This window comes from Streptacidiphilus jiangxiensis (assembly GCF_900109465.1).
Taxonomy (GTDB): domain Bacteria; phylum Actinomycetota; class Actinomycetes; order Streptomycetales; family Streptomycetaceae; genus Streptacidiphilus; species Streptacidiphilus jiangxiensis.
Window position 1 is genome coordinate 158,305 of record NZ_FOAZ01000002.1, and the last position, 16,482, is coordinate 174,786.

The 16,482-nt window shown below is 73.7% G+C and carries 16 protein-coding genes; 4 read left to right on the forward strand and 12 right to left on the reverse strand.

What is annotated here, in order from left to right; all coding sequences use genetic code 11:
- Positions 1-9: 9 nt before the first annotated feature.
- From BMY61_RS04140 to BMY61_RS04165, 6 genes are read right to left on the reverse strand one after another with little or no spacing between them, the layout of a single operon-like run.
- On the reverse strand, positions 10-798 hold the full coding sequence (locus BMY61_RS04140; RefSeq protein WP_042448521.1) for an ABC transporter ATP-binding protein: 789 nt from the start codon (positions 796-798) through the stop codon (positions 10-12).
- On the reverse strand, positions 795-1,835 hold the full coding sequence (locus BMY61_RS04145) for an ABC transporter ATP-binding protein (protein ID WP_042448524.1): 1,041 nt from the start codon (positions 1,833-1,835) through the stop codon (positions 795-797). Before BMY61_RS04145 ends, BMY61_RS04140 begins: the two co-directional genes overlap by 4 nt.
- Positions 1,832-2,707: an ABC transporter permease gene (locus BMY61_RS04150; protein ID WP_042448527.1), complete on the reverse strand. Its 876-nt coding sequence runs from the start codon at positions 2,705-2,707 to the stop codon at positions 1,832-1,834. Before BMY61_RS04150 ends, BMY61_RS04145 begins: the two co-directional genes overlap by 4 nt.
- The gene (locus BMY61_RS04155) at positions 2,704-3,654 is read right to left on the reverse strand and encodes an ABC transporter permease (RefSeq protein ID WP_042448529.1); all 951 of its coding nucleotides are present in this window, start codon (positions 3,652-3,654) and stop codon (positions 2,704-2,706) included. The genes BMY61_RS04150 and BMY61_RS04155 overlap by 4 nt, the downstream gene beginning before the upstream one ends.
- On the reverse strand, positions 3,651-5,312 hold the full coding sequence (locus tag BMY61_RS04160) for an ABC transporter substrate-binding protein (RefSeq protein ID WP_042448533.1): 1,662 nt from the start codon (positions 5,310-5,312) through the stop codon (positions 3,651-3,653). Before BMY61_RS04160 ends, BMY61_RS04155 begins: the two co-directional genes overlap by 4 nt.
- Before the next feature lie 48 nt (positions 5,313-5,360).
- Positions 5,361-7,115, reverse strand: a complete 1,755-nt coding sequence (locus tag BMY61_RS04165) for a CocE/NonD family hydrolase (RefSeq protein ID WP_042448536.1) — start codon at positions 7,113-7,115, stop codon at positions 5,361-5,363.
- A 160-nt stretch (positions 7,116-7,275) separates the two neighbouring features.
- Between BMY61_RS04165 and BMY61_RS04170 the strand changes: the two genes are divergently transcribed.
- The 3 genes from BMY61_RS04170 to BMY61_RS04180 all read left to right on the forward strand — a co-directional run bounded on the left by BMY61_RS04170 (position 7,276) and on the right by BMY61_RS04180 (position 10,716).
- Positions 7,276-7,893, forward strand: coding sequence for a TetR/AcrR family transcriptional regulator (locus BMY61_RS04170; protein WP_063773260.1), 618 nt, complete (start codon positions 7,276-7,278; stop codon positions 7,891-7,893).
- A 114-nt stretch (positions 7,894-8,007) separates the two neighbouring features.
- A complete protein-coding gene (locus BMY61_RS04175) occupies positions 8,008-9,465 on the forward strand; it encodes an amidase (protein WP_042448539.1) in 1,458 nt (485 codons plus the stop codon).
- A gap of 135 nt (positions 9,466-9,600) precedes the next feature.
- Positions 9,601-10,716 (forward strand): PP2C family protein-serine/threonine phosphatase, encoded by a 1,116-nt coding sequence (locus tag BMY61_RS04180; protein WP_236656043.1) that lies wholly within the window; start codon positions 9,601-9,603, stop codon positions 10,714-10,716.
- Here the strand turns inward: BMY61_RS04180 and BMY61_RS04185 are convergent.
- The 6 genes from BMY61_RS04185 to BMY61_RS04210 form a co-directional block, all read right to left on the reverse strand.
- The gene (locus BMY61_RS04185) at positions 10,704-11,090 is read right to left on the reverse strand and encodes an STAS domain-containing protein (protein WP_082015066.1); all 387 of its coding nucleotides are present in this window, start codon (positions 11,088-11,090) and stop codon (positions 10,704-10,706) included. The two genes, BMY61_RS04180 and BMY61_RS04185, sit on opposite strands and share 13 nt — an antisense overlap.
- 26 nt (positions 11,091-11,116) lie before the next feature.
- A complete protein-coding gene (locus BMY61_RS04190) occupies positions 11,117-11,833 on the reverse strand; it encodes a class F sortase (RefSeq protein WP_236656044.1) in 717 nt (238 codons plus the stop codon).
- Positions 11,830-12,465: a hypothetical protein gene (locus tag BMY61_RS04195; RefSeq protein WP_042448542.1), complete on the reverse strand. Its 636-nt coding sequence runs from the start codon at positions 12,463-12,465 to the stop codon at positions 11,830-11,832. Before BMY61_RS04195 ends, BMY61_RS04190 begins: the two co-directional genes overlap by 4 nt.
- Before the next feature lie 151 nt (positions 12,466-12,616).
- Positions 12,617-13,273 carry a response regulator gene (locus tag BMY61_RS04200; RefSeq protein ID WP_042448544.1) on the reverse strand — a complete coding sequence of 219 codons (657 nt, stop codon included), beginning with the start codon at positions 13,271-13,273 and terminating at the stop codon, positions 12,617-12,619.
- Positions 13,274-13,277: 4 nt separating this feature from the next.
- The gene (locus BMY61_RS04205; RefSeq protein ID WP_052438750.1) at positions 13,278-14,660 is read right to left on the reverse strand and encodes a sensor histidine kinase; all 1,383 of its coding nucleotides are present in this window, start codon (positions 14,658-14,660) and stop codon (positions 13,278-13,280) included.
- Between the two features lie 105 nt (positions 14,661-14,765).
- Positions 14,766-15,701, reverse strand: coding sequence for an NADP-dependent oxidoreductase (locus BMY61_RS04210; protein ID WP_042448849.1), 936 nt, complete (start codon positions 15,699-15,701; stop codon positions 14,766-14,768).
- Between the two features lie 141 nt (positions 15,702-15,842).
- Between BMY61_RS04210 and BMY61_RS04215 the strand changes: the two genes are divergently transcribed.
- Positions 15,843-16,451 (forward strand): TetR/AcrR family transcriptional regulator, encoded by a 609-nt coding sequence (locus BMY61_RS04215; protein WP_042448548.1) that lies wholly within the window; start codon positions 15,843-15,845, stop codon positions 16,449-16,451.
- Positions 16,452-16,482: the final 31 nt, after the last annotated feature.

A 16,482-nucleotide genomic window follows, 5' to 3' on the forward strand; every position in this document is an offset into this window, starting at 1 on the left:
CGGGGCCTTTCAGGTGCGACGGCGGGGCTTCCAGCCGGGGCGGGGGACGGAGTCGATCAGGTCGCGGGTGTAGGGGTCCCGCGGGTCGGTCAGCACCTCGGCGGTCGGGCCGGCTTCGACGATCCGCCCCTCGCGCATGACCACCACACGCTCACACAGGTGGGGCACGATGCCCAGGTCGTGGGTGATGAAGAGGTAGGAGATCGGGCGCTGTCCACGGATCTCGGCCAGCAGGTTGACGATCTGCGCCTGCACCGAGACGTCGAGTGCGGCCACCGCCTCGTCGAGGACCAGCAGTTCGGGTTCGACGGCCAACGCCCGCGCGATCGCGGCGCGCTGCCGCTGGCCGCCGGAGAGGTGGCGCGGCCGGGAGTCGGCCTGGCGCCGGTCCAGGCCCACCTGGTCGAGCAGTTCGTCACGGCGTCGGGTCAGCTCGGCGCCGTGCAGGGGCGCGTGCCGGGCAAGGACCTCCGCGATCCCGTCGCCGATGCGCTGGTGGCGGTCGAGGGAGGTGTAGGGGTCCTGGAAGACCATCTGGATCCGGCGGGCGAACGCCAGGCGCTCGGCCGTACGGGCACGTGGGCCCGGCAGCGGGCGTCCGCCCATGGTGACCGTCCCCGAGCTGATCGACTCCAGTCCTGTGATCATGCGGGCGGTGGTGGTCTTACCGGAGCCCGACTCGCCCACGACGGCCAGCGACTCGCCGGAGGCGAGGCGGAGACTGACGCCGTCGACGGCGGTGTGCTCGCCGAACCGCTTGGTGAGGCCCTCGACTTCGAGGACGGGGATGTCAGTCATCGAGCGGTCCTCTCCGTGTCGGCAGCATGCGGGTCGACGGCGTCCAGGTCGACGGCCTGCGGGTCGACGGCGTGCGGGAAGTGGCAGGCGGCGCGGCCGTCGGCGACCGCGCGCGGCTCGGGCCGCTCCCGGTGGCACAGCTCCTGCGCGGCGGCACAGCGCGGCGCGAACGGGCAGCCCGGACCGGCCTCGAAGGCTGAGAGCGGGCGGCCGTCGACGGCCCGCAGCCGCGCGTCCGGCACGGTCGGGTCGGGCCGCGATGCGAGCAGCGCACGGGTGTAGCGGTGGGCCGCGTCGCCGACGAGGCGCCGCGCCGGCAGCTCCTCGACCAGGTGACCGGCATACATGACGGCGATCCGGTCGCAGACCGCCGCCGCGAGGGCCAGGTCGTGGGTGATGAACAGCAGGGTCAGGCCGCGGTTCTCCCGCGCCTCGTCGATGATCGCCATCACCTCGGCCTGGGTGGTGACGTCCAGGGCCGTGGTGGGCTCGTCCGCGAGCAGCAGGCGCGGCTCGACGGCGAGAGCGGACGCGATCATGACGCGCTGCAGCAGACCGCCCGACAACTCCGACGGCCGCTGCCGCATCCGCCGCTCGGCGTCGGCGACGTGGACCTCCCGCAGCAGGGCGACGACCTTCGCCTCCGCCTGGGCCCGCGGTTCACGGCGGACGGAGACCAGCGCCTCGGTCAGGAAGTCGCCGACGGTGCGCAGCGGGTTGATGTGCGTGCGCGGGTCCTGGAACACCATGGCGGCGTGGCGGCTGCGCAGGGTGCGCAGTTCGGCCTGGCGCATGGCGGGGACGGATGCGCCGTCGAAGCGGACGTCGCCCTCGATCCGGGCGCCCTCGGGCAGCAGGCCGAGGACCGAGCGAGCCGTGAGCGACTTGCCGGAGCCGGACTCGCCGACCAGGCCGACGGCGCTGCCCGCGGCGAGCGCGAGGTCGACACGGTGGATGACGGTCCGCTGCGTACCGCCGAGCGGCAGGGTGACCCGCAGGCTGTCGAACTCCAGCAGGGGGACGGTGGCCGTGGTCATCGCTCGCCTCCGGTGAGCCGTTGGGAGAGGCCGGCGCCGAGCAGGCTGCAGGCCACGACGAACACGACGATCGCAAGGCCCGCGTAGAGGGACTCCTGCGGGGCTCCGGCGAGGATGCCGGGGGCGCCCTGGGCCACCATCAGCCCCCACTCGGCGGTGGGCGGTTGGGCACCGAGACCGATGAAGGAGAAGGCCGCGACGTCCAGCAGGGTGTAGCCGAACGCGGTCGCGGTCTGCACCAGCACGAGCGGCAGCAGGTTGGGCACGACGTGGCGCAGGACGATCCGCCCGCCGCCGAGGCCGAGCATGCGCAGGGCGGCGACGTAGGGGAGGTTGCGTTCCTTCAGCGCGCTGCCGCGCACCACCCGGGCGACGTAGGGGAGGTAGGCGATGGTCAGGGTGAGCACGGCGATCTTCAGCCCGGCGCCGAAGACTGCGGCACCGACCACGGCGAGGACCAGGCCGGGGAAGCCGAAGACCACATCGAGCACGGCGGTGATGGCCCGGTCCCACCAGCCGCCGAGCCAGGCGGCGGCGACGGCGAGCGCGGTGCCCACCAGCCCGGCGCCGACCGTGACGACGAGCGGGGCGAGCAGACTGGGCCGGGCCCCGTGGAGCAGCCGGGAGGCGATGTCGCGCCCGGTGTCGTCGGTGCCGAGCCAGTGGGCGGCGGAGCTGCCCTGGGAGACGGCCATCGGGTCGACGGCGTTCGGGTCGTAGGGGGCGATCAGCGGGGCGAACACGGCGGCGAGGACGACCAGGGCCACGACGGCCCCGGCGGCCACGAGCACGAGCTTGCCCCGCAGCAGGCGCCGCAGGCGGGCCGCCCTGGCCCGACGGCCGACGACGGATGCGAGCTGGTAGCTGGTCATGCGGCGCCTCCGACCGGGACGCGGTGGTCGAGGGCGGCGGTGGCGAGGTCGACCAGGGTGTTGACGACGGCGAAGGCGACGACCGTGAGCAGCGCGAGGGCCTGGACGACGGCGAGGTCCTGCTTGGCGGCGCTCTGGATGAGCAGCGCCCCGACACCGTTGAGCCCGAAGGTCTGCTCGACGACCGAGCAGCCGGCGATCAGCCCGGCCACCGCGACGCCCGCGACGGAGAGGATCGGCCCGGAGGCGTTGCGCAGGATGTGCTTGCGCACCACCAGCCGCTCGGGGATGCCGCGGCTGCGGGCGGTCTGCACGTGCTCGGCGCGCTGCTCGCCGTCCACGGCCGAGCGGGTCACCTGGGCCACGTAGGCGAGCCAGGAGACCGCCAACGCGATGGCGGGCAAGGTGAGGTGGGTGAGCTGGTCAGCGAGCCCGGTGCCGTTGCCGTAGGCAGGCAACCAGTTGAGCCGGACGGCGAAGAGCCAGATCAGCAGCACGGCCGAGACGAAGGTCGGCACGGCCATCAGCGTGGTCGTGGCGGCGGTGACCGCGGTCGCGGTCCGGCCGCCGCGCAGACCGGCCACGACGCCGGCGCTGACGCCGAACAGCACGATCAGGACGGTGGCGTACCCGATGAGCAGGGCGGTGGTACCGATCCGGGCGGTGATCAGGTGCGAGACCTGGTCGTGGTAGCTGAGCGACTGTCCGGCGTCGCCGTGCAGCATGCCGGTCAGCCAGCGCCAGTACTGCGCGTAGAAGGGGTCGTCCAGGTGGTACTGGCGGTGGATCTCGGCGAGCAGCTGCGGGTTGGGCGGCTTGCCGCCGCCGACCAGCAGGGTGGCCGGGTCGCCGGGGGCGAGGAACAGGCCGCCGTAGATGACGACGCTGGCGACCAGCAGGGTCGCGAGCAGCGCCACCGTCCGGCGGGCGAGGAAGCGCCAGATCATCCGTTGCCCTTTCCGGTACCGCCGAGGTAGGCGGCCCAGGGCATGTTGATGTAGGCGAAGGAGGCGGGGGCGCCGCTCAGCCGGTCGTTCAGGAAGAGCCGCTCGTCGGGGGCGGCGATCGGCAGGATCGGCAGGTCCTTGGTGAACAGCGCCTGGGCCTGGTTGTACTCGGCGGCCGAACGGGCGGGGTCCGCGTCGGAGCGGGCCCGGGCGAGCAGGGCGCTCACGGATGCGTTGCGGTACTGCACCCAGTTGAACAGCGAGCCCGGGTCGGTCATCTGCTCCACGTAGGAGCCGGGGTCGGGCATCTCGACGTAGCCCTGGACGATGGTCGCGTCCAGGCCCTGACGCAGTGACGGATCGTAGAAGAGGCCCGACATCTGGGTCGGCTGCAGCTGCTTGATGGTGACGTCCAGGCCGATCTGCCGGGCCCCCGCCTGCAGGAAGGTGAGGGTCTGCAGGGACTGCTGGTCGCCTGCGGCCATGGCGACGGTGATGCTGCGGCTCTTGGTGGTGGCCTGGGCGACGAGCGCCTTGGCCTTGGTCACGTCGACGCCCGGCGCCGCCGGCAGCGCGGCGTAGCCCTGGGCGTAGGTGGACGCGGCGGGGCCGTGCTGCCAGACCAGGGAGGGGATGAAGGTCTTCAGCTCCTGCGCGGCGCCGTCGTACACGTTGCGGATCACCGCGTCGCGGTCCAGCACGAGTTGGAGGGCCTGGACGAGGTGGACGTCGGCCAGCGGCGAGGTCGGGGCCGTCGGGGTCAGGAAGACGGTCTGGGCCGAGTCGCCCTGGTAGAGGTGGCCGACCGAGCTGTGGGCCAGGGCGCGGGCGGTGGCGGTGTTGATCTCGTAACTGCCGTCGATCTGGCCGGAGAGCAGGGCGCTGGTGAGAGTGGAACCGTCGGTGATGAAGCGGAAGGTGAGGTTCTCGACCTTGGGCTGCAGCGTCCTGTCCCAGTAGGCGGTGTTCCGGGTGAGGGTGATCGACTCACCGGCCTGCCAGCTCGCCAGCTTGAACGGGCCGGTGCACATCAGGCCGCCCTTGGCGGTGCCGTAGCCGGCGCCGGCCGCTTTCAGGTAGGCGGCCTCACTGACCTGGCCGAAGCCGTTGGTGAGGGTCTTCACGAACAGCTGGTCGGGCTTCTTGAAGGCGACGGTGACCTGGTGCGGGCCGCCGGCGGTGATCGCGGAGACGTACCGCAGGGCGTCGACGTTGACGCTGCGGGTGGCCGGGTCCAGCTGGCGGGTGAGGCTGGCGACGACGTCCGCGGAGGTCATCGCGGTGCCGTCCCAGAACCTCACGTCGTCGCGCAGGTCGAGGACCAGGGTGGTCGGGGTGGTCCACTTCCACGAGGCGGCCAGGCCCGGGCCGTAGGTGTAGTCGGCCTTGAGGCGCAGCAGGGGTTCGCAGAGGTTCGACAGCACGGTGCTCGGTGAGTAGTCACCGGCCTTGGCGGGGTCCAGGCTCAGTGGCTCGCCGGTGGGGAGGTTCCAGGTGACCTGGGCCAGCTGCCCACGCGCCGTGGGGGTGAAGGCGGTGAGGGCGGCCGGGTTCGTCGCGGCGGATCCGCTGCTCGTGGACGAGGAGGTGCACGCGGCGGCCGTCAGGGCCACGGCCGTGGCGAGGACGAGGGCGGCGGACCTTCTGGGAGCGGGCATGGGGGGCTCCAGGCAGTGAGGGTGTGCGAGGGGGTGTTCGGTGGCCGGTCAGTCGGTCTCGGGCGGAAGCACGGTGACGGTCAGTCGGGACGGTCGGTCGCCGCCGGTCACGAGGCGCTGGGTGGTGGGCCGGACGGCCGTCGCGGTCCAGGGGTTCTCACCGGTTCCGGGCGCAGGCAGGAAGAGCGGGAAGTCGCTGCTGCTGACGAGCAGGGCCAGGCGGTGCCCGGCCCGCACGCGGTAGCCGGTGTGGGAGAGGTCGATGTGCAAGGGACCGTTCGCCCGGTCGTCGGCCTGGACCTGGCCGCGGACGACGAGCCGGGCAGTGCCGTCCGGGGCGAGGTCGGCGAGCTTGGCGAAGACGTCGAAGACCGGCCCGTTGCTGGCGACCCGCAGTTCGGCCGTGACGGGCCCGGCCAGGTCCAGCGGCTCGGCGAACGGTGCGGTGGCGAAGGCCAGCACGTCCGCGCGGGCGGCGAGCGGCGCGAGGTCGGGGTGGGTCTGCAGGTAGGCGAAGGAGTTCTCGACCGGCGACGGCACGGGCGCCTCCGGGTCGTGGACCCAGCTCACCTCGCTCACCTCGCTCGACCCGTCCGCGACCGTGCCGTCCTCGGTGACCAGCCCGCCGCCGGGCAGCGGGCCGGTGGCCGCGGCCGGGTCGGCGAGCCGGAAGGAGACCGGGCGGGCCTGCGGCGGAGGCCAGCTCGCGGCCGTGCGCCACCCGGCGTGGCCCAGCTCCCAGGCCACCTTCGGCAGGGAGGAGACCGGTGCGGCGCCCTGGAGGAAGACGTCGAGGAACGCCACCGCCGGGTCGAGGTAGCCGTCGAGCATCCGGGTGAGCGCCGCCTCGTCGGTGGCGTGGTCGTCCTCGGCCGCGACGGGGGCGTTGTCCAGACGGTAGTTCTCGTGGTCGACCGCGCCCGCCCACAGGTACTGGACCGCGTCCCACTCCGGGCGGGAGGCCAGGTCCAGGTAGTCCCGCATGTGGGCCCGGACGATGTTGTCGTACCAGCCCAGACAGTGCAGCACCGGGACCGGGCGGGCGTCGAAGGGGTGCCGGCCGAACTGGGTGCAGAGGTCCACCCGGTTCGGCGCCAGCAGCGAGAACCAGGCGGAGCGGGCCCCGATGGCGGTGAACGCCTGCTCGTACTGGTCGATGGCGGGACGCTGCGCCGGGTCGGGCTCGTACGCGTAGGTGTCCCGGCCGACCCAGTGCTGCGCGAAGTAGCCGACGCCCTCGCGCCACACCGGCGGCGGCAGCTCGCGTACCCCGCCCCGGCCCTCGTCGCGGCCCCCTTCGCGACCGGCGTCGCGGAACATGGCGTTGAAGTCGGCGGCGGTCACCCGCGGCACGATGGCCCGCAGCGCCGGGTGCTGCGCGGCGACGGCGGCCCACTGGGTGTTGCCGTAGTAGGAGTCGCCGAACATGCCGACCCGACCGTTGGACCAGGCCTGGTGGGTGATCCACTCAATGGTGTCGTAGCCGTCGGCGGACTCGTGGACGAAGGGCAGCGTGGCGCCCTCGGAGCGGAACTTGCCGCGCACGTCCTGGACGGCGACGGCGTAGCCGTGGGCGGTGAACCGCTCGGCGATGCGGTCGGTGAAGACGTAGCGGCTGTTCTTGTCGTAGGGCAGCCGGATCAGCACCGTGGGCAGGCCACCCTGTTCGTCCTGGTCGGGCGGGTCGGACGGCGGGAGGTAGACGTCCGTGGCGAGCCGGACGCCGTCACGGACCCGGACCCGGTACTGGCGGGCCTGCGGGGGAACGGGCGCCGGGAGGACCCGGTCGATGGGAAGGGGCATGGCGATGTCGCTCCAGCCTGGGATTTGCACACAGCGGGGAGAGATCGACGCGCATCAGCGATGGGGACGCAGCGTCATACAACGGCGTTGTGCAACATTGTTGTATGACAAGATTGCACCTGCCGGTCACCCCGTCAACACCTTCCGAAGGAGTACGCCGATGCCGATCGAGGTCGATCAGGAGCAGCGACTGGCCCAGATCGCCGAGGCCACCAGCCAGGTCGCCCGGGAGCGGGGCGTGCGGGCGGTGACCATCCGCGCGGTGGCGCAGCAGCTGGGCGGGTCCACCGCCATGATCACCAACTACCTCCCCAGTCGGGCCGCCCTGATGGCGAACGCGCTGCGCCACGCCGAGCGGGAGTGGTCCGTGGAGACCGAGGAGCTCCTCTCCGGCCTGACGGGCCTCGACCGACTACTGGCCCTGTCCCAGTGGATGTGCACGACCGAGCGCGACGACGACGTGATGCGGCGCCTGGTCACCGAGATCGTCAGCGAGAGCGAGGCGTCCGACGCGGGGGTCCTGGTCCGCAAGCTGGCCCGGGAGCACCGCGACACGCTCGGCGAGCTCACGGCGCAGGCCGGGATGGCGGATCCCGAGGCGGCCGCGGACGTGCTGCACCTGATCTTCCGCGGCTACTGGCTCTCCACGCTGGAGGATCCCGAGAGCTGGCCCGCCGAGCGCGGAGCGGCGGCAGCCCGGATCGCGGCCGCCCTGTTCGCCGCACAGCCCCCGACCGGACAGCCGCCGGCCGAGCAGCCCCGGACCGGGCAGGCTTGACAGCCACGGCGACGCAGACCACCCTGGCGTCATCAAACGTTGTTACACAACAACGTTTTTCTTCCTCGGTCCGGCCCTGCGCTGCCCGACCGCCCCCTCCTCGCAGAGGCGAACATGGACAACACCTCCCCCGCCACGGAACCGTGGCAGCTCACGGCCGTCGAGGCCGCCGCGGCGCTCCGCAGCCGCACGCTCTCCTCCGTCGAACTCGTGCAGTCCGCCCTGGACCGCATCGAGGCGACCAACCCCCGGATCAACGCCCTCGCCGACGTACGCCCCGAGGAGGCGCTCGCGCAGGCGCGCGCCGCCGACGAGCGCACCGTCACGGGCGGCGACCTCGGCCCGCTGCACGGCATCCCCACCTCCACGAAGATCAACACCGACCAGCGCGGCTACGCCACCAGCCACGGCGTCGTCGCCCTGGCCGGGACGAACGCCGAGCAGGACGCGGCGTGCGTCGCCGCGCTGCGCTCCGCCGGGGCCGTCCTGGTCGGCCGCAGCAACGCGCCGGCCTTCTCCTACCGCTGGTTCAGCACCAACGACCTGCACGGGCGCACGGTGAACCCCTGGGCCCCCGACCGCACGCCGGGCGGCTCCAGCGGCGGCGCCTCCGCAAGCCTCGCGGCCGGGATGACCCAGCTGGCGCAGGGCAACGACATCGGCGGCTCGATCCGCTACCCCGCCGCCTGCTGCGGAGTCGTCGGCATCCGGCCGACCGTGGGCCGCGTGTCCAACTGGACCGCCCCGGCCTTCGTCGACACCCCGGCCGGGCGTCAGCAGCTGGTCATGCCGCTCACCGTGCAGCAGTGCGCGGTGGAGGGGCCGCTCGCCCGAACCGTCGCGGACGCGCGGCTGGCCCTGCGCGTCATGTCCACACCGGACCTGCGCGACCCGATCGGCGTCCCCGCGCTGCCCGAGCGACCCGCACCCGCGGAGCTCCCCGTGGTCACCGTGGTCCGCGGCATCGGCACCGTCCCCAACCACCCGGCCGTCGAGCGGGCTGTGGACGAGGCCGTCCGCAAGCTCGCCGACGCGGGCCACCGGATCGAGGAGCTCGACGGCCTGCCGCTGCTCGCCGAGGCCGCCCGGCTCTGGTCGCTCCTCATCTACGAGGACTTCCGCCCGACCATGCCGGCCGTCGAACAGGTCGGCGACGCGGACGTCCGCGCCTCCCTGGCGTACTCCTTCGCCGCGGCCGCCGGCCAGTGGGGTCCTGCCCCGAGCCTCGGCGACTACATCCACGGCTGGTCCCGCCGCGCGGCGCTCATCACCGAGCTGCAGGAACTGCTCGGCCGCGAGCGCCTGCTGCTCACCCCGGTGAGCGCCGAGCCGCCCTTCGAGCAGGACGCGGACATCGCGAGCCCCGAACGCGCGGCCCAACTCGTCGCCGCGCAGTGGCCGATGGCCGCGGTCCCGATCCTCGGCCTCCCCGCCGCGACGGTGCCGAGCGCGCTCGTGGACGGCCTTCCCATGAGCGTCCAGCTCATCGGCGGCCGCTTCGAGGAGGAGCTGGTCCTGGACGCCGCCCAGGCGATCGAGGACCGCACTCCCCGCCTGCGGCCCGGGCTCTGACGCAGCGGAAACCGACCGGGACTGATCCCGCGGCCGGAGCCCGGCGGGCCCTGTCGAATATCCGAAGATCACCGACCGGTTCACACTTGAGCTGGTGGGCCCGGTGGGGCCGGTGACTCCGAGGAGCGGGGACGCGTGGCGAAGAACGGCGGCGGGGACGGAGGGGGCGAGGCGGGAGGCGGCGCGCCGTTGGCGTCGCCGGCCGTGGTCCTGGTGACCGCCCTGCTCCTGTTCGCCCTGGTGATCGGCATGGAACTGGGCACGGCACAGCCGACGCACGTGCTCTCCGTCCTGGTCGCGATCCCGGCGCTGGTCGCCCTGGCCTTCGGCCAGGCGCTGATCGTCGGCTCGGCCGTCGTCGCCGTCGCCACCCGCTGGGCCTGCCTGCCGCTGGAGCCGGGACGCCTGGGCGCCGCCGTCGGAACCACGCTGGCGATCCTGGCCGTGTCCTCCGTCGCGTGCTACGTGGTCCGGCGGCGCCAACGCGAGGCATCACGGCTGCAGCAGGTCACCTCCGTCGCCGAGACGGCCCAACGCGCGATGCTGCGTCCGCCGCCGGAGGCCGTCGGGCCGCTGCGGATCGCCGCCAGCTACCGGGCCGCGGCCCGGTTCGCCCAGATCGGCGGCGACCTCTACGGCGTGGCCGACACCGACTTCGGCGTGCGGGCCCTCATCGCCGACGTGAAGGGCAAAGGGCTGACCGCCGTGGCCACCGCCAACGTCGTCCTCGGCTCGTTCCACGAGGCCGCCTACGAGTGCACCACCCTCGGTGGCCTGTCCGACCGGCTGGAGGTGAGCCTGCGCCGCCATCTGGTCGACGCGGAGGACTTCGTGACGGCCCTGCTGGTCGAGATCCGCACGGACGGCCGCATGGTGGCGCTGTCCCACGGCCACCCGCCGCCGATCGTCCTGTCCCGGGACGGCCCGACCGAGTTCGCGCTCTCCCCCGGACTGCCGCTCGGCCTGCGCACCGCGCGCTCCCCGGTCGGCGCCGCGCCCGACGCGCGCCTCCTGTGCCCGGGTGACACCGTCCTGATGTACACCGACGGGCTCACCGAAGCCCGGAACGCGAGCGGCGCGTTCTACCCGCTGGCCGACCGGCTGACCGGCTTCGCCCGGGCCCATCGGACACCCGCCGCACCGACCGAGCTGCTCACCTGGCTCCAGACGGACGCGCGGGACTGGGCGGGCGGGTTCGCCCAGGACGACGCCGCGCTGCTGGCGCTCGCCTGGACCGGTCAGGACGGGTGAAGCGGGAAGCAGCGCTCCAGGTCGCAGAGCGCGAGGAGGCGCGAGATCGTGCCGGGCGGTGCGGCCAGGTAGACGGGCGTCCCGGCCGCGTCGGCCAGACGGCGGGTCCGCAGCAGGCCGGTCAGTCCGGCCGCGTCGCAGAAGGTGAGGGCCCCGACGTCCAGCACCAGGCCCGGCCTGGCGCGGCCCGGAGTGAGGGTTCGCGCGACCGCGACGAGGAGGGTGGGGGTGGCGGCGACGTCGAGCTCGCCCCTCAGGTGCAGGACCGGGCAGCAGGCCGGGCGGCGCAGCGAGCGTCGGCAGCGGCGTACCGAGAAGGCAAGGCGGTGCGGCTCGGCACTGTCGCAGGGGCGAAGCGGTCGGTGGTCGGGCATGGCGGGGCTCCCTGGGTCTGGCACGGTCACCCGCCGTGGGCGCTCGGGGCGGTCGAGCCCGTGCCGGATCCGGCGCTGGAGCCGGCGCCGGATCCGGTCAGGACCGCGGTGACGACGAGGTTGTCCGGATAGGTGCGGGTGGCGGGGTTCGGGCTTCCGGCGCAGGTCACCAGGCGCAGCACGGGCTGCGGGTCCGGGCCGTAGACCTGCTGGTCGGGGAAGGCGGACTTGGCGTAGGTGTGCGTGTCGGTGACGGTGAAGTCAGCGATGGTGCCGTCTGCGCGGGTGACCTCGATGCGGTCCCCGGCGGTCAGCTGCCCGAGCTTCAGGAACACCCCGTTGCCGTACTGGCCGACGGTGACGTGTCCGAGCAGGACCGAGGAGCCGCGCTGCCCCGGGGTGACCGAGCCGTCGTACCAGCCGGCCGGGGCGTTCGCCTCGATCGGCGGGACCTGCACGGTCCCGTCGGCGGCCAGGCCCAGGCGCAGCAGCGGGGTGTCGACGCCGATGGCGGGCACGACCAGTCGCTCGGGTGTCGACGCCGGCAGCGGCGCGGCGGCCGTCGGAGAGGCGCTCCCGCCCGGCCCGGCCGTGCTGCTCGGTGCGGGGGCACCGGCGGAGGGCCGGTCGGTGGCGAGCGATCCGGCGCAGCCCGCCCCGGCCACGAGGACCCCCGCGGCCAGGGCCAGGGCGACGGTGCGGTTCCGTCGCCCCGGCCGGCGGGACGGAGCGGCCCCGCTCACTTGTCCGCGCCCTGGTGGCGCGCCTTCCAGATGCCGAACACGGTGCCACCGGCGAGCACACCGGTGCCGATCAGCACCGTCGGCAGGACGTAGCCGTTGCCGCCGCCGCTGGAGACACCGGTGTCCGGCGCGCCCGAGGGCACGGTCCCGGAGCCGCTCGGGGTGGACGGGCTGGACGGAGTGGACGGGTTGGACGGGTGCGTGGGCGTCGCGGGGGTCGTGGGCTTGGTGGGCTGGGTCGGGGTGGTGGTCGGGGAGACGGTGAACGAGCCGCTGAAGGACTCGGTCCGGCCGCTCTTGTCGGTGCAGCTGACGGTGACGCCGTGCGAACCGGCGGGGATGTCCGGCAGGACCGTGGCGGTGCCGGTGAACGCCTGCGGGTCGGTCTTGCCGAGGGTCGCGTGGCCGCCGGCGAAGAACGGCGAGGTGATGCCGTTCACCTTGACCGCGTCGACGGGGCAGGTGCCGCTCAGGTGGACGTCGCTGCCGCCGAAGATCGGGCCGGAGGCGTCCTTGGCGGAGGTGACGCTGACGACGCCGCCGGAGGGGACGGAGGCTGCGAACGCCGGGCCCGCGGTGAGGGCGAGGGTGCCGATGGTGAGTGCTGCGCCGGTGATCAGAAGGGTCTTCATGACAGTACCTGCCTCGCTGGCTCCCGGACCGCTGTGGTGGTGGTCCGTTCGGGCCGTTCGGCCCGCACCACCAAGGTCCTTCGGCAGGGGCACGCGCAGGGTCAGCCGATCGGTGGATCGGGGGGATGAACCGGCCTGTCCGCTGCGCCGCCTACTCCAGCAGGCCGCGGCGCAGCGCCTCGGCGACGGCCGCGGCCCGGTCGGAGACGCCGAGCTTCGCGTAGAGGTGCTGGACGTGGCTCTTGACGGTGCTCGGCGACAGGAACAGCTCGGCGGCCGCGTCAGGGACGCTCTTGCCGGCCGCGAAGAGCTCCAGCACCTGGCGCTCGCGCTCGGAGAGCACCGGCTGGTCCGATTCGTGCCGCAGCCGGATCTCCGCGGCCAGGCCCGTGGCCAGCCCGGCCGGCAGCACCGTCGATCCGTTCGCCGCCTGCGCCACCGCGCCCACGATCTCGTCGCGCGAGGAGTCCTTGAGCAGGTAGCCGGCGGCACCCTCCTGGACCGCCTTGAAGACCAGGGCGCTCTCCTCGAAGGCCGTCAGCAGCAGCACCCGGGTCGGCAGTTCGTCGCGAACCACGGCGTGGACGACGGCGATGCCGTCCAGGCCCGGCATCTGGTAGTCGACCAGGGCCACCTCGGGCCGGTGCTGCCGGATGGCCGCCAGGGCCTCCCGGCCGTTCTCGGCCTCGGCGACCACGTCGATCCGCCCGCTCTGCACCAGCGCCCGGCGTACCCCCTCCCGGTACAGGGGGTGGTCGTCGGCGACGACCACGCTGATCTTCGCGTTCTCCAGGACCGTGCGTCCCATCGCCCTACCGCCCGTCCCGTGCGAGGTCCGCGGCGCCCGCATCGGCTGCCGCGTCGGCTCCCGGCAGGGGGCCGCCGTCGGTGCCGCCGGCGCCGTCCTCCGCGCCGTCCCCGGGAGGACGGCCGGCCGCCTCCAGCGGGAGGGTGATCCGGGCCGCGGTGCCCTTGGGCGCGTTCGCCGTGAGCACCATGGTGCCGCCCGCCTCCTCGACCCGCACGCGCTGCGCCGCCAGGCCGATGTGCCCTTCCGCGAGCCGGCTGCCGAGCGGGCGCAGCCCCGGCGGCAGGCCCACCCCGTCGTCCCGGACCTCCAGGACGGCGACTGGCCCGGCCAGCTCCAGCAGCACTTCGACGCGGCCGGCGCGCGCGTGCCGCACGATGTTGGCGAGCAGCTCGCGCCCGCACTGGTAGAGCACCCGGTCGGCGTCGCGGCCCGCCGTCGTCCCGTCGCTGGTGAACCGCACCTCGAAGCCGCCGCGCCCGGCGGACCGCAGCGCCAGCTCCTCCAGCGCCCGGGCCACTCCGGCCCGTTCCAGCACGGCGGGGTGCAGCTCGGTGACGGAGGACCGCAGCTGCCGGGCGGCATCGCGCAGCGCTCCCTCGGCGCGGCCGAGGGCTTCGGCGAGGCCGTCCCCCTCGGGCGGGACGTCGCGTGCCTCGTCGAGGTCGAGGCGGGCGGCCAGCACGTTCTGCAAGGGGCCGTCGTGCAGCGCCTCGGCGAGGTCCCGCCGCTCGCGGTCGCCCGCGGCGACGGTGCGGGCCAGCAGCTCGGACCGCTGCCGGGCCAGCTCGGTGATCATCTGCACGCGCGACTGCTGGATCAGCGACAGCACCACCCCGGCGACGCTGATCATCGCGACGAAGAGCGCGTGCCCCACGGTGTACTGCAGGTCGGGCCCGGCGTGCAGGTGCCCGACGCCGGAGGCGACGGCGTAGGTCAGCGTCGCGGCCGCGCCGGAGACGGCCGTGATCCGCGGCCGCAACTGGAACGCGGCGAGGATCGGGACGAACACGAACGCGTCCGCGCTGAACGGCGAGGACCAGTTCGGGTCCGTGAAATCCCCGGCCACGGCGATCGTCAGGGTCAGCAGGGGCAGGTCCACCAGCGGCACCGCCAGGGCCAGGGACCGACGTCCCCGGCCCCGCCACGCGACGACCATCATCGCCGCGCTCCAGGCGGCGTAGAGCAGGATCAGCGCAAGGGTGGCCCCCGGGTGCTCCCGCGGCTCGATCAGCGCGTAGACCGCGAGCGCGACCACGACGACGGAGGCGCGCAGCGCCGCCTGGACCCGCAGCGCGCGCTGCTGGTGGGCCCGCAGGATCTCCTCGACGGCGTACTTGTCAGCCGCGTCGGGAGGGCCCGGGGACCAGATGCGGATCGCTTTCATGACCGACGCTCCGTCGGCACGCGCGACGTCCCGTCTCTCCCGGGACACCGCGACGCGCGCTGCTCGCCTCTCCTCAGTCTGCACCGGTCAGGCGGCCCGCACCGGTCAGGCCGGGATCGTGAGGACGGTCTTGCCACGGGCGCCGCCGCGCTCGACCTTCTGCAGGGCCTCGGCGGTCCCGGCGAGCGGGTAGGTCGTCTCCAGCAGCGGCCGCAGCTCGCCGGTGGCCACCAGTGCGGCCAGGCGGGCCAGCTGCTCGCCGTGCGGACGCATCATGAAGGAGCGGGCGTCGACGTTCCACTGCGCCTTCTTGGCCTCGGCGTCGGCGATCGGGACGATCGAGACCAGCGTGCCGCCGGGCTTGAGGACCCGGAAGGAGCGGTCCTGGGTCGGCCCACCGACGGTGTCGAAGACGACGTCGACGCCGCTCACGACCTCGTCGAACTGCTCGGCGCGGTAGTCGACGACCCGGTCCGCCCCGAGCTCGCGCACCAGCTCGACGCTGTCGGCGCTCGCGGTGGCGACGACCTCAGCGCCCAGGTGCTTGGCCAGCTGGACGGCGACGGAGCCGACGCCGCCCGCTCCGCCGTGGATCAGCACCCGGGTGCCCGGGCCGACCTGCGCCTGCTCGGTGAGCGCCTGCCAGGCGGTGAGGCCGACCAGCGGCAGGGAGGCCGCCTCGGCGAAGGACAGCGACTCGGGCTTGGCGGCGACGAGCGACCGGTCCACGGCGACGTACTCGGCGAACGCCCCTCCGACGCGCGGGTCGACCCGAGCGAAGACCTCATCCCCGACGGCGAAGTCGGTGACCTCGGCCCCCACCGCGGCCACGACGCCCGCGACCTCGCTGCCGATGACGAGCGGCTGCGCGAGCTCCCCTGCGCGCAGGAACCCCTTGACGATCAGGTGGTCCACCGGGTTGACGCCGGCCGCCCGGGCCTCGATCAGCACATCGCGCGGCCCGACGACGGGCCTGGGCGCCTCGGTGACCGTCACGACGTCGCCGACCTGGCCGTACTGGGAGATGACCGCTGCCTTCATGGGGAACTCCTTGATCACATGCCGTTTGCCGCAGTCCGGATCACTAGTTCCGGACCGCTCGTTCCATAACAAGCTAAGCGTTCTGGAACGTCCAGTCAAATACATGCGGCTTTCGCTCGAACGATTCGCTACCGTGGACGCATGGCCAGACCACGTACCTTCGACGAAGACGCGATCCTCGATCGCGCCATGCTGCTGTTCTGGCGCAAGGGCTACGAGGCCACGGCCATGAGCGACCTGGTCGAGGGGCTGGGCCTGGGACGCGGATCCATCTACGCGGCGTTCGGCGACAAGCACCAGCTGTTCGTGCGCGCGCTGGCCCGCTACCTCGACCGGCAGAACACCCTGCTCCGCACGGCCTTCGCGGACGAGGGCCCCGCCCTTGCGCAGCTGCGCGACGTCCTGGACCGCCTGCTCGCCGCGGACGCCGCCTGCGGCAACGCCGGCTGTTTCAGCGTCAACAGCATCGCCGAGCTGCTCCCCCACGACGAGGACGTCGCGCGGCTCGCCCGGCAGAGCCTCGCCGCCGCCGAGGAGGCCTTCACCCGCCAGCTCGCCCGCGCGGCCGACGAGGGCGACCTCTCCCCGTCGCTGACTCCCGAGGCCGGTGCCCGCCTGCTGCTCACCCTCGTCCAGGGCCTCCAGATCGTGCGCAAGGTCGACCCCGACCCCGCCCACACCGCGGCCACCCTCGACTCCGCCTTCACCCTCCTCGCCGGACAGCCGGCGAGTCTGACGCCGACGGCGTAGCCGGGCCGGGCGGGGCCTATGCTGCCCTTCG

Excerpts from the sequence above, each read along its gene's own strand:
- BMY61_RS04215 (WP_042448548.1), top strand. The coding sequence starts at position 15,843 with ATGGCCAGACCACGTACCTTCGACGAAGACGCGATCCTCGATCGCGCC.
- BMY61_RS04200 (WP_042448544.1), bottom strand. The coding sequence starts at position 13,273 with ATGGGACGCACGGTCCTGGAGAACGCGAAGATCAGCGTGGTCGTCGCC.
- BMY61_RS04185 (WP_082015066.1), bottom strand. The coding sequence starts at position 11,090 with ATGCCCGACCACCGACCGCTTCGCCCCTGCGACAGTGCCGAGCCGCAC.
- BMY61_RS04145 (WP_042448524.1), bottom strand. The coding sequence starts at position 1,835 with ATGACCACGGCCACCGTCCCCCTGCTGGAGTTCGACAGCCTGCGGGTC.
- BMY61_RS04195 (WP_042448542.1), bottom strand. The coding sequence starts at position 12,465 with ATGAAGACCCTTCTGATCACCGGCGCAGCACTCACCATCGGCACCCTC.
- BMY61_RS04150 (WP_042448527.1), bottom strand. The coding sequence starts at position 2,707 with ATGACCAGCTACCAGCTCGCATCCGTCGTCGGCCGTCGGGCCAGGGCG.
- BMY61_RS04155 (WP_042448529.1), bottom strand. The coding sequence starts at position 3,654 with ATGATCTGGCGCTTCCTCGCCCGCCGGACGGTGGCGCTGCTCGCGACC.
- BMY61_RS04205 (WP_052438750.1), bottom strand. The coding sequence starts at position 14,660 with ATGAAAGCGATCCGCATCTGGTCCCCGGGCCCTCCCGACGCGGCTGAC.
- BMY61_RS04140 (WP_042448521.1), bottom strand. The coding sequence starts at position 798 with ATGACTGACATCCCCGTCCTCGAAGTCGAGGGCCTCACCAAGCGGTTC.
- BMY61_RS04160 (WP_042448533.1), bottom strand. The coding sequence starts at position 5,312 with ATGCCCGCTCCCAGAAGGTCCGCCGCCCTCGTCCTCGCCACGGCCGTG.
- BMY61_RS04165 (WP_042448536.1), bottom strand. The coding sequence starts at position 7,115 with ATGCCCCTTCCCATCGACCGGGTCCTCCCGGCGCCCGTTCCCCCGCAG.
- BMY61_RS04170 (WP_063773260.1), top strand. The coding sequence starts at position 7,276 with ATGCCGATCGAGGTCGATCAGGAGCAGCGACTGGCCCAGATCGCCGAG.
- BMY61_RS04175 (WP_042448539.1), top strand. The coding sequence starts at position 8,008 with ATGGACAACACCTCCCCCGCCACGGAACCGTGGCAGCTCACGGCCGTC.
- BMY61_RS04210 (WP_042448849.1), bottom strand. The coding sequence starts at position 15,701 with ATGAAGGCAGCGGTCATCTCCCAGTACGGCCAGGTCGGCGACGTCGTG.